A 15,526-nucleotide genomic window follows, 5' to 3' on the forward strand; every position below is an offset into this window, starting at 1 on the left:
CGCGACACGCCCGGCTTCTACCTGCAGCCAGCGCTGTTCACCGAGGCGACCAATCAGATGCGGATTTCGCGCGAAGAAATCTTCGGGCCGGTCGCTTCGGTGATCCGGGTGAAGGACTATGACGAGGCGCTCACCGTCGCCAACGACACGCCCTTCGGCCTGTCGTCGGGCATCGCCACCACCAGCCTCAAGCGTGCGACCCATTTCAAGCGCAATGCCGAGGCCGGCATGGTGATGGTCAACCTGCCGACGGCCGGCGTCGATTTCCATGTGCCGTTCGGCGGCCGCAAGGGCTCGTCCCACGGCTCGCGCGAGCAGGGCCGCTACGCCGCCGAATTCTACACAACAGTCAAGACGGCCTACACGTCGGCGTAGATGTGAGCATTCACCCCGCCGTTCGACTGGCGATTAACGTGTTGAACGGCGGGGCAATTCCAATGATCCGAACAGACGCAGCAACCGCTAACACGCGGGTCATCAAGTCTGGCGATCAGATACGCTCTCAGAGGACGGCATAGAGGGAGCGCGACGACACCACATACTGGATCGCCGCAAGCAGGAGCGCGACCGCAACGATCACGCCGATACGCAAAATCCTATCAAGGAAGGTTTCCTGGCCCTGCATCGTCAAACCTCGTTCTTCAACAGGTGTATTCGACAATCGCCAAAGCCAAAGTATCATCCTCGCGAGCCTCAGCACAGATCGCGACGACGAGGCGCAGATACGACGGATGACTTTGTAGGCCCGTCCGCGGCTCTTGATCAGCTACGAACGGGCTCAGGGAGATCGAACTGACTAGAGGGCAGCGCGCTTGTCATGCCTTGCAACGCGAGCAAGCAGATAGTCGACTTCTGCGCGCGCTGTCGGGGTCAGCATCTGGGCCGGCTTGCGTTGGGCGTCGGAGGCGATGACGCCGCGGCGTTTCAAAACGTGCTTGCGAACGGCAAGGCCGATGCCTAGCTGTTGCTCGTAACGGATCAAAGGCAGGTGCGCATCGAAGAGATCGTGCGCTTCATCCCTCTTTCCAGCCGCAAACAATCGCATCAGTTCGGTGAGCATGTCCGGGAAGCCATAGCCGGTCATGGCGCCGTCGGCGCCTCGTTCCGGCTCGAAGTCGAGGAACATGCCTCCATTGCCGCAGAGCACGGAAAAATCGCGAAGCTCTCCCGCCTTCTGCAGGGCGCGCAGCTTCGATATCTTTTCAAGGCCTGGCCAGTCCTCGTGTTTCAGCATCAGGCAGGACGTGTGGTTGGTCATGATCTTCGCAATCACGCCAGGCGTCATGACGACCGTAAGGGTCAGCGGATAGTCCTGGAGAACCCACGGCACATCCTCGCCGACAGCTTCCACCGCGCCTGCGAAATAGTTGACGATCTGGTCATCGGTGCGCAGGGCGGGAGGCGGAGCGATCATCACGCCAGCGGCACCCATGTCCATCGAGTGACGCGCCAACGAGCGCATGCTGGCGAACCCTGGAGCGGAAACCCCGACGATCACCGGAATTTTGGACCGGGAGACCACGCGCTTGACGATGGCTCTGCTTTCCTCCGGCTCGAGCTTCGGGGCCTCGCCCATGATCCCGAGGATCGTGACGCCGGTGCAGCCGCTCTCCTGATAAAAGTCCGTCAGCTTGTCGATCGAATTGAAATCAATCGAGCCTTCCTCGAAGAACGGGGTGGTTGCGATGGCGTAGACGCCCTTGGATTGCGTGCTGAACGTCATTTCTGGCTGTCCTTCCAGGCCTCATACCGGGCCTTCGTTTCTGCATTCATTGGGTAAAGACCGGGAAGCGGCACGCCCCGATCGACTTCACTCATGATCCAGGCCTCCATGCGCTCCTGTTCGGGCGCTTCGGCGAGCACCTCGTCGAGAAGCGCTGCCGGGATGAGGACTGCACCGTCGTCATCGACGACGACAATGTCGTCCGGAAGCACGGCAACGCCGCCGCAGTTGATCGGCTCCTGCCATCCGACAAAGGTCAGCCCTGCGACCGACGGCGGTGCTGCGATGCCATTGCACCACACCTTCATGCCGCTCGCCAGCACACCCTCGGCGTCGCGCATCACGCCGTCGGTGACGAGGCCGGCAACGTTGCGTTTCGCCATCCGGGCACACAGGATGTCGCCGAAGATGCCGGCATCGCCGATGCCCATCGCGTCGACGACCGCGACACAGCCCTCCGGCATCGCCTCGATCGCTGCCCGGGTGGAGATCGGCGATGCCCAGCTCGCAGGCGTGGAGAGGTCCTCCCGGGCAGGGATGAAGCGCAGCGTAAAAGCCTTGCCGACAACCCGACCCTGGCCGGATTTCAGCGGCTTGGTGCCGCGCATCCAGACATTGCGAAGTCCCTTTTTCAGGAGAACCGTCGTGAGCGTTGCGGTGGACACGTCCTTCAGGGTTTCGACGGCTTGAGGTTCAAGTGACATGAGGATCCCGCTCGATCAGATGCTGTTGATCAGACCGCCATCAACACGGACGACGGAGCCGGTGATGTAGGATGCGCGGGGGCTGGCGAGGAAGGTGACGGTGTCGCCGTATTCCTTCGGGTCGCCATAGCGCCCGACCGGAATGGACCCGGTACTTTCGGCGGTGACGTCGGCCACCGGCCTGTTCTCACGCTTCGCCTTCTGCTCGTCCAGAAACACGATGCGCCCGGTGGCGATGCGTCCTGGCAACACGATGTTTGCGGTGATGCCATCGCGCCCGACCTCGCGCGCCAACGTTTTTGACCAGCCCACAAGCGCGAGGCGCAGGCTGTTCGATATCCCGAGATTTGCAATCGGTGCGACGACGCCGGAAGACGTGGAGGTGATGATGCGTCCCCATTTGCGCTCGCGCATCGTCGGCAGAACGGCATCGGTGACCGCGATCACCGAGCGAACCATGAGGTCGAAATATTTCGACCAATCGTCGGGCGATTGGCCCGCGGCCGGCGTCGGCGGCGGGCCGCCGGTGTTGTTGACCAGGATGTCGACCGGGCCAAACGCCTTGCTTATGGCGTCGAGCTTCTGACCAACCAGGGACAGGTCGCCAATATCCCAGGTGAGCGGAATGGCTTTGCCACCCTCGGCCTTGATTGCGTCCGCGGTCGCCTTGGCGCTTTCCTCGTGGATGTCGGCGCCGACGACGGAAACATCTTCGGCCGCAAGCGACCTTGCGATTGCGCCGCCAAGTCCACCGCCGGCGCCGAAGACAAGCGCCGTCTTGCCGTTCAAATGTAGATCCACCTCTTCCTCCTTTGTTTCCGGGTCACTATGGCAACGCACAAACAAGAGAAAAACCTTCCTTTTTATTCGTTCAGACGATAGTAAAAGTATCGATGGAAACCCGCTTTCTCGAAACCTTCCTGGCCGTCGTTCAACACGGCTCTCTGGCTGAAGCGTCGCGCCGCCTGGGCGTGACGCCGGCGGCGGTCGCGCAACGTATCCAGGTGTTGGAAGACGAGATCGGGCTGCCCCTTCTCGCGCGATCAGGCCGACGGGTGAAGCCAACCGAAGCGGGCGTCGCGATCCTGGAAAAGAGCCGACGCGTTCTATCGGAAGTCAGACAGTTGAAAGGACTGGCACACGACGACCAGGCATTCGGAGAACTGAGGCTTGGTGCCATCTCGACGGCACTGACGGGCCTGCTTCCGAATGCGTTGCGAAGGGTGTTCGACACGATGCCGGGCGTCGACATCTTCCTGCTGCCGGGCACGTCGGCAGAACTCTATAACAGCGTCCTGGAGGAAAAGATCGACGCGGCAATCCTCGTCAAGCCACCCTTCCCCATACCCAAGACTTTGCACTGGGAGTTGATCCGATCGGAACCGTTCGTCCTTCTGGCGCCGCCCGACCTTGCGAACATCCCCGCCGACCGCTTGCTTCGCGAGCAACCGTTCATCCGATACGACAGAAGCAATTGGGGTGGCCGCCTGGCAGACACCTATCTTCAATCCCAGCGGTATCTTCCTCGCGAGTGGCTGGAACTCGACTCGCTCGAAGCCATTTCGGTGATGGTTGAAGCCGGGCTGGGTGTATCGCTTATGCCCGACTGGCGTTCGTCCCTCTTCGACAACCTGCGCGTCGCGCGGCTTCCGTTACGCAATGCACCGTGCCGCGAGATCGGCCTGCTCAGACCTCGCAACGTGCCATCAGCCCGACTGATACAGGCCATTCTCGATGCCATCCGGTTATAGAGCGGACCGGACTTCCGACCGCCCGGCCCGTCCTCATTCTGGTCTTTACGCGCACCACGATGGCTCGAAGCTGACCCGGCGATGGGCGCGTGTACACCAACAATCGACGGCCGCTTTCGCCGTCGTCATGCCTTGGCACGCTGACCTCGCTCGTGCCCGCAGAGTGCATGCGGTCCTATCCCGGCCGCTTTGCCGAGGCGCTTTCCCGGCCTTGAGGCTGCTGCCGTCGTGCCCCAAGCGACCAGCCGGCAAAACGGGCCAGGAGCCCGCGAAAAAGCGCCTCTATGAAGAGCGACCAACCGCGCGGCTCCTCGGGACCGTCCAGATCCCGCCGGGCAACCACATAGCCGATCCCCCGCAACATCGCGGCCGCCTCAGTGCCGCAAGGCACGCAGCGGCTTGCCGCTGCGCTGGGTGACGCCGACGCCGGGAGCCGTGCCGATCTCCGCATTGGAGGCAGCAAGCAGCGGTTTGCCGCGCACCATGTCTGAGCCACGCTCGGCGAGCATGATCGTCGGCGCGTTGAGGTTGGCGTTCGGCTCCGCCGGGAAGACGGAGCTGTCGATGACCCGGAGGCCACCGATGCCACGCACCCGGAGTTCGCTGTCGACGACGGCCATCTCGTCTTCGCCCATACGGCAGGATCCGCAGGGGTGGTAGGTGCTTTCCATGGTCTCGCGCACCCAGGCGTCGATCTCGTCATTGCTGCGCACATCCTTGCCGGGCGCAATCTCCTCGCCGCGGAAGCGGTCGAAGGTGGGTTGGGCGATGATTTCGCGGGTGAGCCGCAGGCAGCGCCGAAAACCTTCGCGGTCCTCCTCGCGGTCGAGATAGTTGAAGAGGATATCCGGCTGCTCGTGCGCCTCCGGCGAGCGCAGCCGCACATAACCGCGGCTCTTCGGCTTGTTCGGCCCCGTCAACACCATGAAACCGTGACCGTCGAGCGGCTTCTTGCCGTCATAGCGCATGGCGGCCGGCAGAAAGTGGAACTGGATATCCGGCCACTGGAGGGAGGCGTCGGAACGAATGAAGCCGCCGCTCTCGAAATGGTTGGAGACCGAAAGCCCCTTCTTGAAGAGTAGCCATTCCGCACCGATCAGGGCTTTGCTCAAAAGCCCCATCTTGCCGTTGAGTGTGATCGGCTCCTTGCAGGCATACTGGATGTAGACCTCGGAGTGGTCCTGCAGATTCTCGCCGACGCCCGGCAGATCGTGCAGCACCTCGACGCCCGCCTTTTGCAGCACCGCAGCCGGGCCGATGCCGGAGCGTTGCAGGAGGTGCGGCGAGCCGATCGGGCCGGACGAAATCAGCACTTCGCGGCTCGCTTTCGCCACGATGTGTTCCCCACCCAACTCGTATTCGACGCCGACGGCGCGTTTTCCCTCGAGCAGCACGCGCCGCGTCATGGCGTGGGTGACGACCGTGAGGTTCGGCCGGCCCATCGCCGGCTTGAGATAGGCATTGGCCGTCGACCAGCGCACGCCGTCCTTGACGGTCATGTGCATCGGCCCGAAGCCCTCCTGCATATGGCCGTTCGGGTCTTTCGTCGTGATATAGCCCGCCTCGCGGCCGGCATCGACGAAGGCCCGGTAGAGCGGGTTCTGCATCCTGTTGCCGGCATTTGTAGCAAGCGGGCCGGCGGCGCCGCGATAGGCGTCGCCCCCGTCCTGCCAGCTTTCGGCGCGCTGGAAATAGGGCAGGCAATTGGCATAGCGCCAGCCGCGCGCGCCCAACTCCTCCCACTCGTCGAAGTCGCGGGCATGGCCGCGCATGTAGACAAGCCCGTTGATCGAGGAGGAACCGCCGATGACCTTTCCACGCGGGCAGTGGACCCGGCGGCCGTCGAGGCCGGGCTCCGGTAGGGTCATGTATTTCCAGTTGTACTTCGTGCCGTTCATCGGGATGGACAGCGCCGTCGGCATCTGGATGAAGATCGACTTGTCGCTGCCGCCGTATTCGAGGACCAGGACTTTTACGGCCGGGTCTTCCGAAAGCCGGTTGGCGAGCACGCAGCCGGCCGATCCGGCGCCGATGATGATGTAGTCGAAGGTATCGCTCATGGCGGTCATCCCGATATTACGGATAGAGGCCCCAGCCACGCCCGCGGGCGAAAAGCCGGGTCAGGGCATAGTGGACCGCGCCGGCTGCAAGGCAGGAAGGCACGGAGGCGGTGAGGTACTTGAAGGCCGGCAGGCTTGCGAGCGTCTGCGGATTGAAGACGAGCACGTAGACCGCGAAACCGACGGCAAGTGCAAAGAGGCCGATGGGATTGAAGCCGCCCCAGAAACGGTAGGGACCGTTTTCCTGCGGACCGTGTAGGCTGCGCATGTCGAGCTTCTGCCCGCGCAGGAAGAAGTAGTCAGCGATACCGATGCCGGCGAGCGCGGAATTGAGCGCCGAGGTCCAGACGAGGAAGATGAAGAAGCCGTCATACATCTGCGGATAGAAGACCACGAGGCCGAGCGGGATGACGCAGAACAGGAAGAGGATCGCCCCCCAGGAGATGGCCCGCACCGAGGCCGTGCCCACCTGCCGCAGACCGACGATGGAGGTGTAAAGGATGTTGGCCATCGAGGTCATGTTGGCGAAGGCGACGAAGAGCAGTGCGATGATGCCGATGACGGGCCCGGCGATCTTGGTCATCCAGATCGTCGGGTCGCTGTCGCCGAGTGCGACGGCTGCGAGCAGGCCGACAATTTCGCCGAGTGCTGCGGCGCCGAAGATGCCGAGGATGTTCGGCCAAAAGGCGGTGCGTTCGTTCTTGGTGAGGCGGGCGAGATTTCCGATATAGGGCCACCAGGAGAAGCCGGCGGCAAGGTTCACTTCGATAGCGATAATGAAGTTGAGCGTATTATCCTCAAACGGCGGGGAAAGCGCCGGCATCGCCAGCAGCTCGGAGAAGGAGCGGTGCTGGAGAATGAGGTAGAGCATCACGATCATCAGGATCACCAGCGCGGGCGAGACGACCATGTTGAAGAACTTGATCGAGGTCGGCCCCTTGGCGACGATGAACCAGGTAACGAGGATAGCGCCGACGGCGGCGATGATCATCTTGATGCCGGTCGGGTTGGCGGCCTCGCCGGAGCTCAGCGCCGTCAACCCGTCGATCGAGCGGCCGAACATCATGGCCAGCACCGCAAGCCAGCCCATGGTGAGCACCACGACGGCCAGCACATAGACGACGCGGCTGCCGTTATAACCGAACTGGCTGCGCAGCGCGACGAACTGCTCGATGCCGTAGCGGCCGGAAAGCGGCGTGGTGGCGAGTGCCGTCAGCATGACACCGACGATATTGCCGATGATGATGGCGGCAATGCCCTCCTTCGGTCCGACGAAAAGACCGACGGAGCCGCCGATCAGGAAAGCCCAGGTGGCAATGGCAAGCGCCGAATTGGCGTAGGTGAATTCCCAGAAGCCCCAGAGCCGTTCCGAGGGCAGAAGCGGTGCATCGCCGCGTTCGGCGGCGGCACGGTTGGCGGAAGCTTCCTCCCGTTGGATTTCTGCGGCGGCAAGCCCGCCATTGGCGACGTGTTCGGTCATCTCATGCCCCCCAGAACCAGGAGCCGAGGACCAGCACGAGCGTCAGCACGGTCATGCCGGCATAATCGAGGGCGGTCATCGTGCTTTCGAAGCGGTGACCCGCCTCGATGTCTTCATAGATGCGGGCGCGTCGTCCCAGTTCGTACTGCCAGGCGATATCGTTTTCCATTTTTGGTTCCCCAATCGCGTCGCGCCTTCGGCGTCTTTCTGCGATGAAAGGCGGCTCCATCAGCCGCCGGTGGTGCGAAGCGGCCGCCCATGGGCGGCGGCCGCAAGGTTTACGGCAATGTGATCCACACCGCCTTGGTCTCCATGAGGTAGTCGAGTTGCTCCGGCCCCAGGTCCTTGCCGAAGCCCGAGGCCTTGAAGCCGCCGAAGGGCATGGAGGGATCGATCGTGCTGTGGGCATTGACGTAGACGGAGCCCGCATGCAGGCGCGGGATAAGCGTGTGCACGCGCGCGAGATCGTTCGAGTAGATCGCGGCGGCAAGGCCGAACGGCGTGTCGTTCGCCAGCGAAACCGCGTCCTCCAGCGTGTCGAAGGGGCTGGTGACCAGCACGGGCCCAAAAATCTCTTCGCGCACGATGCTCATCTCCGGCTTGCAATAGGCAAAGATCGCCGGTTCGATGAAATGGCCCGGTCGGTCGGGACAGCCGCCGCCATGGATCAACTCCGCGCCTTCGCGGCGGCCGGCCTCGATATAGCCGGAAACGACCTTCTTCTGCTGCGCCGAGACCATAGGGCCGATGTAGCAATCGCGGTCGAGGCCTGGCGCGAGCTTCAGCGTGCGGGTGACAGCGACCAGCTCTTCGAGGAAGGCGTCATGGACCGATCGCTGGACATAGACGCGGGTGCCGGCATCGCAGACCTGGCCGGAATTGAAGAACACGCCGTTTGCCACTGCGCGGGCAGCACTTGCCAGATCGGCATCATCGAGCACCAGCACCGGTGATTTGCCGCCGAGTTCCAGCGTGACGTGCTTCAGATTGCCGACCGCCGTGCGGCCGACCTCCTGCCCGACCGGCGTCGAGCCGGTAAAGGTGACCTTGTCGATGCCCGGATGGGTCGACATGGCCGCGCCGATGACACTGCCCCGGCCCGTGACGATATTGATCACGCCATCGGGAATGCCGGCCTCCTGCACCAGTTCTGCAAAGCGCAGGGTGGATAGCGAGGTGAGTTCCGCCGGCTTGACGATGACGGTGCAGCCGACAGCAAGGGCAGCCGCGAGCTTCCACGCCATGGTCTGCAGCGGAAAGTTCCACGGCACGATGGCGGCAACGACGCCGAGCGGTTCCTTACGGGTATAAGCGAGATAATTGCCGGGGATGGACGGCTCGACGGTGCGGCCGTGCAGCTTTGTCGGCCAGCCGGCGAAATAGCGGAACGTATCGACCGTGCCCTGGATATCGATCTCGCGGGCGAAGGTCACCGACTTGCCCATGTCGATGGCTTCGATTTCCGCCAGTTCGTCGGCATGGGTTTCGATGAGATCGGCAAGGCGATGCAGCAGCCGTTCGCGCTCGAGCGGCTTGAGGAGACGCCATGCGCCGCCATCGAACTGGGCGCGGGCAGCGCGGACGGCCCGGTCGAGATCGTCCGTAGTGCCCGAGGGCGCGCGGGTGATCAGGCCGCCGGTGGAGGGCTCGAAAATGTCGAAGGTCGCGCCATTGCCGCTGTCGACCCAGGCGCCGCCGATGAACATCTTCTGGGGCTTGGCCAGAAACCGCCGCGTCGCATCGCTGACGCCGTATTGATCCAGATAATTGCGGACGCTTTCGTCCATGTCTCTTCCTCCTCGTCGGCCGCCGCTGGCGAGCCGGCCCTTCCCGGGGTCTTTGCTCAGCGTTTTTCGGCTCTTGCATGCATGACGCGGCCGATGAGGTTCATGAGAACCTGCGCGGCCAGAATGGAGGTGCCTCCGGTGTGGTCGTAGTCGGGGGCGACCTCGACCAGATCGATGCCGACAATGTTCCCGCGCTTGGTGAGCGCCGCCAGGATCTCCAGCACCTCGTAATAGATGAAGCCGCCATGCGATGGCGTGCCGGTGCCCGGCGCGATCGACGGATCGAAGCCGTCGATGTCGATGGTGACGTAATAGCGCGCACCGGAGGGGATGCGGTCCACCACGCCCTCTATGCCGAGCGCCCGGATCTGGCGAACGGAGAGAATATCGGAGCCCATCTTGCGGGCATCCTCATAGCCTTCCTTGGCGGTGGAGGAGACGTTGCGGATGCCGAGCTGCGACAGGCCGCTGACATAGGGCTTTTCCGCCGCGCGGCGCATCGGGTTGCCGTGGCCGTAGCGCACGCCATGGCGCTCGTCGACGAAATCGAGATGGGCGTCGATCTGCACGATGTGGATCGGACCGTTCTTCTCGCAATCGTCGGCAAAGGCGTTGACGCAGGGGATGTTGATGGAATGATCGCCGCCGAGCACCACCGGCAGTGCGCCGGCTTGGAGGATCTTGCGCACGCCGAACTCGATATTGGCGTGGCTCTTCATCGTGTCAGTGTGGACGATATCGGCATCGCCGATATCGACGATCGAGACCGCGCCGCTCGGAAGATACGTGACGTCGTCCTCGTGATCGTAGGCGCCGCCATGGCCGAAGGAGAACAGGGTGGAGGCTTCGCGGATCGAGCGCGGGCCGAAGCGGGTGCCGGCACGCCACTGGGTGCCGCAGTCGAACGGAGCGCCGAGGATCGCCACGTCGGCGTCGATCGCGTCCCAGTCCGGCTGGTAGGGATATTTGCCGAAGGTGCAGATGCCGACAAACGGCAGGTTCAGTCGTCCGGTTTCATAGGAATTGCTGGTCATGTGTCTCCTCCACAGGTGAAGGAGTGTGCGGAAGGTCGATACGCTTAAAAATATCTATGATTGGATGTTTAGTTGTGACTTAATCAATGCAATGATCAACAAGGTTCGCCACCGCGTTCTCAACCTATCGCTCGGCGATGCCGAGCTCCGGCTGCTGCGCGTCTTTGCTTCAGTCGTGCAGCACGGCGGCTTTTCCGCCGCGCAGTCAGCGCTCGGCATGACGCAGGCGACAATCTCCACCCATATGCGCAATCTGGAACAGCGGCTGGCCTTGCGCCTGTGCACCCGCGGCCGCAGCGGCTTCCAGCTAACCGAGGAAGGGCGGCTCGTCTATGACGCGGCGCTCGAACTCTTCGGCTCGCTGGAGAAATTCCAGAGCCGCATCGGCGAGGCGCAGGGTGAGCTTTCCGGCAATCTCAGCTTCGGCACCGTCGATGCGATGATCACCAATCGCGAACTCGACCTTCAGGGCGCGCTCGCCAGCTTCCATGCAAAAGCGCCGCGCGTGCATCTGGAAATCGATGTCGCAGCACCGCAGGTGCTGCATCAAGGGCTACTGAACGGCTCCTATCAGGTCGTGCTCATGCCATCGGTCGGCAGCGTCACGCCGCATGTCCGCAGCCAGCCGGTGTTTTCCGAAGTCCAGAAGCTCTATTGCGCCGAGCGCCACCAGCTCTTTGCCCGCCCCGACGAAGAGCTCACCGACGCGGTGCTGGCATCCCAGTCCTTTGCCGGCCGCACCTATATGCTCAACGAGACGATCTGCGGCGTGAACTTCACTTGGGCCGCCGCAACGCCGCATATGGAGGGCACACTGTTGCTTCTGCTTTCCGGCGCTTATATCGGCTTCCTGCCCGATCACTATGCAGACGAATGGGTGCGCACCGGCCGCCTCAGGGTCCTTGCCCCCGAGCGCATGACCTTCGAGGATATGTTCCATATCGCCTATCCCCGCAACAAGCCTTCACGCGCGGCCGAAACCCTGGCAGAGGCGATCACCGAGAGCGTGCGAAAGCCGCACTGATGTTTTCCGCTGGCCCCGGAACCGGGGCCAGACGGCTCAGTCCTGGGACAATTCCAGGAAAAGCGTGAAACCGTTTTCCGCCCGGAATTGCGCTGTTTCAACGAGTTGGATCATTTCAGTGTTTCGATGAAACAAAGAAATGATCTAGGGCCGGTCGAGGTGCCGCAACCGCCGCATCGCTGAGGGCAGGCATGGTGCAAAGCGGTGCAGCATGCGCCCTGCCCAGCCGGAAAACTCAAGGCAGACCGCAGTTTCACTGCTCACGTCCCTATCGCCCCGATCTGCAACCACGTAGCCGATGCCGCGCAGCATTTTCCGCTCCCTGCCCTACCGAACCCGAACGGGCTCGGCGTAGTAGGGCAGCCGGTCGATCCGCGGCGACCACCGTCCCTTGTCGACGGCCGTGCGCACATGCGGTGCGATCTCCTCCGTCGGCGCGAACCAGACGTCCCCGCACTGAAGAACCTGCACAAGGAAGCGGTGCACCACTTCCCAGCGCGCAGGGCGTCCGGTGCAAAAGCGAGCGCGCTGGCAGCCGCGAGGTGGCAACGCGCATCGTGATGCCTTGAACCGGGAAATGTGATCCTCGAGGACCGTTTGCTATTGGGAGACGGTGCGTGTGCGTCCGAAGGCGCGCAGCAGCAGGTTCACCGAAACAGCGATCTTGTCGATGTCGGGGACGTCTCGGGAGTAGCGCCCGGTATAGAGCTTGACGATCATCTGGTCGCGCTCTTTGCCGCTGAGTTCGTAGTGAAGGTGAAGGTAGAAGCGCCTCTTGTCTCCGGCGCGCGAGATGTCGCCGCGCCGCTGCGTCACTTGCCTGAGATCTGCGTGTAGCGGCTCGAAGCCATCAAGTCTGAGCGTCACCTGTGTGGACTGGAAACGCACTTCAGTCGGAACGGCGACCACCGCCTTGTCGAGTGAGAGGCTGACCACGCGCCCCGGCGTGCCGTCGACATTGGCGGGCTCATCGAGCCTAAAAGCCTGGAAAAGGCGACACGGTTTCTCAAAGCAGATGAGAGAAGCGATGACAAGGACGACGATGTTGATCCCCGACCAGAGAGCCCCAATCGCCGAGAACGAGCCGTGTACCCGCGCGGTTTCCGGAACGATGTTGATCAAGAGCCCCAGTGCTGTTGCAGTGATGAAGGCCGCGATCCAAGAGAACGTGTAGGCATCGAAGGCGTTGGCCTCGTTACCGGTGCCTTTCGGGGTCACCTTGAACGGCTTGCCGAATGGCCGTACGAGGCTGGAAACGACCGTCGGCAGCATGCGAAAGGTTGCGAACGTCCCGACGGCGCTGGAAACTACAGGGAGGTAGCGCGTCGGGGTGATCCACAGCATCAACAGGAAATAGGCCGCCAGAACGGGAAGCTGGTTAGAGACATAGTCGGCAACGCCGGTGAAGTGCAACGGCAAGGCGCCGAACCAGAGATAGGCGATCGGCACCATCAGGACGATCAGGCGCACGACGTACTGCACGAGCCAGGACATGGGAAGAAACATGATCCGCTGGAACAACGACAAGCCCGGTCCGCGCAAGGGGCCGTTGTGGAGATAGAGCGTCTGGATGCCGCCCTGGCACCAGCGCTCACGCTGGACGAAATAGCCCGTCAGGTTCTCGGCTGCCAACCCCATCGACAGGCGCTCGTTCAAGTAACGGGTCTTGTAGCCTTTGTTCAGCATCGACAGTGTCGTCAACAAATCTTCGGTGATCGACTCCGTCGGGAAGCCGCCAATCGCATCGACTGCCTTGCGGCGGGCGATCGAGCACGACCCACAGCAGAAGCTGACGTCCCAGACGTCGCGGCTCGGAGCGATCTCGTCGAAAAAGAGGCGCTGTTCGTCCGGCCAGATGTTCTCCAGACCCAGGTTTGACTGGACCGGATCGACATTGAAGAAATGCTGCGGCGTCTGGACGATCCCGATCTCCTCGTCCGAGAAGAACGGCAAGGTACGCTTGAGAAAATGGCGATATGGAACGAAGTCGGCATCGAAAATGGCAATGAAGTCGCCCGAACTCGCGCGGAGCCCGTTGTTCATGTTTCCGGCTTTCGCGTGCGCATTGTCCGTTCGCGTCAAGTGGACCGCGCCTCGCTCTGCGCAGAAGGACTTCAGCCAATCACGCCGGCCGTCATCGAGGACATAGACCTTGAACTTGTCTTTCGGATAGTCGAGTGCCAACGCCCCGACGATCGTCCGCTCCAAGACATCGAGCGGTTCATTGTAGGTCGGAATAAAAACGTCGACTGTAGGCAGATCCTGTTGTTCGCGAGCGAAGAACGTCTTTCCCAAGCGGTCCGCTTCGGAACTCCGGTCAACGTAACGGCTCATCAAAATGAGGAAAAGAACGACCTCGGTGAAGGCAAGGAGCTCGATGATGAAGACAACCCAAACCCACCACGCGTTCGCGCCATCGGCTGGATAGGGAAGAACGGTCTCGAAAAGACGCCAGACCATATAGCGCAGTGCGACAGCGCCAACGACGGCACAGGTGATCGTGCGCGCCCAGCTTTGATGCCGTGACCAGTTGGATGGCCCAAGCAGGAAGAAGGCGATAACCAGCAATGTGGGCGCGAGCGCTAAAAGAGGTTGAACCACAAGCCTTTGATCCACTGCGTCAGTTGCAGATTGTGCCTGGAGATGCGTACCTGGGCGGTCCGCCCCACCTGGCAAAAATTGTCGAAATCGGTGTTGAGCGCTGAGGGTATGAGTTGAACGCGGATCCTGGCATCGCGCTCCTCGGCCTCCGGCTCCTTGGCAGCTAGATTGTCCTTCTCGACAACGGCTGAAGAGCCTTTGACTGCCTGCACTTTCCCCTTGAAGACTTCGCTCCGACCGAGGAGCCGAACCTCCGCTTCGCGACCCGGATAGATTTCGTCGTAATCGACTTCGGGAACGAGGATATCGACGAAAAGCTCGCGGCAATCGAGGATACGCAGCAGCTCGTTGTTCAAGATGACATTGGAACCGTTGACGACGTTCCGGGTCCACACCACGCCGCTGAATGGCGAAGAGATCGCCGCCAATTCGAGACTGCGAACGCGCTTCTCTTCCTCGACCAATTGATGGTCTATCTGGTCGGCGCGCGTGCTGTTTTCGACTATGCGGGTGTTGATATCGTTTATGCGAACGATCACCTCGTCCTGGCGCTGGCGGGAATAGGGTACATCGTTTTGACCATCGCCCACGATGAATATCCCCTGACGAAGCGCCGTCAGTCGTTGTTCGAGCAGTTCGAGCGACAGATTGCTGATCTCGACCTCACCGCCCGTGGCGGCGCCCGCGGCTGCGGCCGACTCCACCATTTTGCGCGTAAATATCCCTTTCGACTCCAACTCCTGCCGTCGGTCGAGGTCTACCTTGGCGACGAAGTCCTGGGCGCGCGATACCTCGACCCGCTTCTGCAGGATGCGAAGCTCGCGTTCCAGACTTGCAATGGTGGCGTTCTTGAAATTCTCGAGCCGATCGGCGAGTTGGGTGCGCAACGCGACAAGTTCGTCCCGTTCCCGCTCGAGCGCCGCAACGCGATCAACAGCGGTCTTTCCTTCCGCCTGCAGCGAAGCAAGGATCGCCCGATTGACCCGATCATTGCGGATCGTCAGAAGCGTCTCGCTGGCGGCCACCGGGGTGCCGATCCGGGGTGGTGCCTGCTCAATCTCGCCATCGATCGGCGCGTTGATCACTGCAAAGCGAGCGTTGACCGTGCCATCAAGGCTGGTAAAGCCCGTGAGCCCCGGCAAGAGCACGACAATGGCAAGTGCCAGAAGCAGGATCCCAACGACAATGCGTGTGACGCGATGGTTCAGGAGCTGCATGCGCAATCCCACTCACTACCGTTGACAACGACGACGGGGCTAGCGACATGCTCCCACCGCCGGGTTAACTTCCGGTGAGATGACGAGATGAACAACCCTCAAAATTGTATGTTTTGCAGCTGAAGATTGTCTCATTTTCGGAAGA

14 protein-coding genes are annotated in these 15,526 nt (G+C 62.1%); 3 read left to right on the forward strand and 11 right to left on the reverse strand.

The window, feature by feature from the left end:
- Positions 1-375, forward strand: a 375-nt coding sequence (locus AC3WWH_RS30735) for an aldehyde dehydrogenase family protein (protein WP_492377444.1), incomplete at its 5' end; no start/stop codon positions are given.
- A 127-nt stretch (positions 376-502) separates the two neighbouring features.
- Here the strand turns inward: AC3WWH_RS30735 and AC3WWH_RS30740 are convergent.
- From AC3WWH_RS30740 to AC3WWH_RS30755, 4 genes are all read right to left on the reverse strand, one after another.
- Positions 503-625 (reverse strand): hypothetical protein, encoded by a 123-nt coding sequence (locus AC3WWH_RS30740; RefSeq protein ID WP_256436675.1) that lies wholly within the window; start codon positions 623-625, stop codon positions 503-505.
- 171 nt (positions 626-796) lie between these two features.
- On the reverse strand, positions 797-1,723 hold the full coding sequence (locus AC3WWH_RS30745) for a dihydrodipicolinate synthase family protein (protein ID WP_058324679.1): 927 nt from the start codon (positions 1,721-1,723) through the stop codon (positions 797-799).
- Positions 1,720-2,427 carry a ribonuclease activity regulator RraA gene (locus AC3WWH_RS30750; RefSeq protein WP_058324678.1) on the reverse strand — a complete coding sequence of 236 codons (708 nt, stop codon included), beginning with the start codon at positions 2,425-2,427 and terminating at the stop codon, positions 1,720-1,722. Before AC3WWH_RS30750 ends, AC3WWH_RS30745 begins: the two co-directional genes overlap by 4 nt.
- Before the next feature lie 15 nt (positions 2,428-2,442).
- Positions 2,443-3,228 (reverse strand): SDR family oxidoreductase, encoded by a 786-nt coding sequence (locus AC3WWH_RS30755; RefSeq protein ID WP_058324677.1) that lies wholly within the window; start codon positions 3,226-3,228, stop codon positions 2,443-2,445.
- 92 nt (positions 3,229-3,320) lie between these two features.
- Between AC3WWH_RS30755 and AC3WWH_RS30760 the strand changes: the two genes are divergently transcribed.
- Positions 3,321-4,178 (forward strand): LysR family transcriptional regulator, encoded by an 858-nt coding sequence (locus AC3WWH_RS30760; RefSeq protein WP_058324676.1) that lies wholly within the window; start codon positions 3,321-3,323, stop codon positions 4,176-4,178.
- 374 nt (positions 4,179-4,552) lie between these two features.
- Here AC3WWH_RS30760 and betA read toward each other — a convergent pair whose 3' ends face one another.
- The 5 genes from betA to speB all read right to left on the reverse strand — a co-directional run bounded on the left by betA (position 4,553) and on the right by speB (position 10,539).
- Positions 4,553-6,238 carry a choline dehydrogenase gene (gene betA, locus AC3WWH_RS30765; RefSeq protein ID WP_058324674.1) on the reverse strand — a complete coding sequence of 562 codons (1,686 nt, stop codon included), beginning with the start codon at positions 6,236-6,238 and terminating at the stop codon, positions 4,553-4,555.
- 16 nt (positions 6,239-6,254) lie between these two features.
- Positions 6,255-7,718 carry a cytosine permease gene (locus AC3WWH_RS30770; RefSeq protein ID WP_058324673.1) on the reverse strand — a complete coding sequence of 488 codons (1,464 nt, stop codon included), beginning with the start codon at positions 7,716-7,718 and terminating at the stop codon, positions 6,255-6,257.
- Between the two features lies 1 nt (position 7,719).
- The gene (locus AC3WWH_RS30775; RefSeq protein ID WP_113399746.1) at positions 7,720-7,887 is read right to left on the reverse strand and encodes a hypothetical protein; all 168 of its coding nucleotides are present in this window, start codon (positions 7,885-7,887) and stop codon (positions 7,720-7,722) included.
- Between the two features lie 109 nt (positions 7,888-7,996).
- Entirely contained in the window at positions 7,997-9,505 is a 1,509-nt protein-coding gene (locus AC3WWH_RS30780) for an aldehyde dehydrogenase family protein (protein WP_058324672.1), read from the reverse strand.
- Positions 9,506-9,561: 56 nt separating this feature from the next.
- A complete protein-coding gene (gene speB, locus AC3WWH_RS30785) occupies positions 9,562-10,539 on the reverse strand; it encodes an agmatinase (protein ID WP_058324671.1) in 978 nt (325 codons plus the stop codon).
- A gap of 91 nt (positions 10,540-10,630) precedes the next feature.
- Here speB and AC3WWH_RS30790 point away from each other — a divergent pair, with 91 nt between their 5' ends.
- Complete coding sequence (locus AC3WWH_RS30790) at positions 10,631-11,563, forward strand: LysR family transcriptional regulator (RefSeq protein ID WP_058324670.1); 933 nt, start codon at positions 10,631-10,633, stop codon at positions 11,561-11,563.
- A 600-nt stretch (positions 11,564-12,163) separates the two neighbouring features.
- On the opposite strand, the gene AC3WWH_RS30795 is transcribed toward AC3WWH_RS30790, so the two are convergent.
- Entirely contained in the window at positions 12,164-14,164 is a 2,001-nt protein-coding gene (locus tag AC3WWH_RS30795; RefSeq protein ID WP_058324669.1) for a glycosyltransferase, read from the reverse strand.
- Positions 14,146-15,381 carry an HlyD family secretion protein gene (locus AC3WWH_RS30800; RefSeq protein WP_058324668.1) on the reverse strand — a complete coding sequence of 412 codons (1,236 nt, stop codon included), beginning with the start codon at positions 15,379-15,381 and terminating at the stop codon, positions 14,146-14,148. Before AC3WWH_RS30800 ends, AC3WWH_RS30795 begins: the two co-directional genes overlap by 19 nt.
- Positions 15,382-15,526 lie beyond the last annotated feature (145 nt).

Source organism: Ensifer sp. EB106-03-01-XG145, from assembly GCF_058792075.1.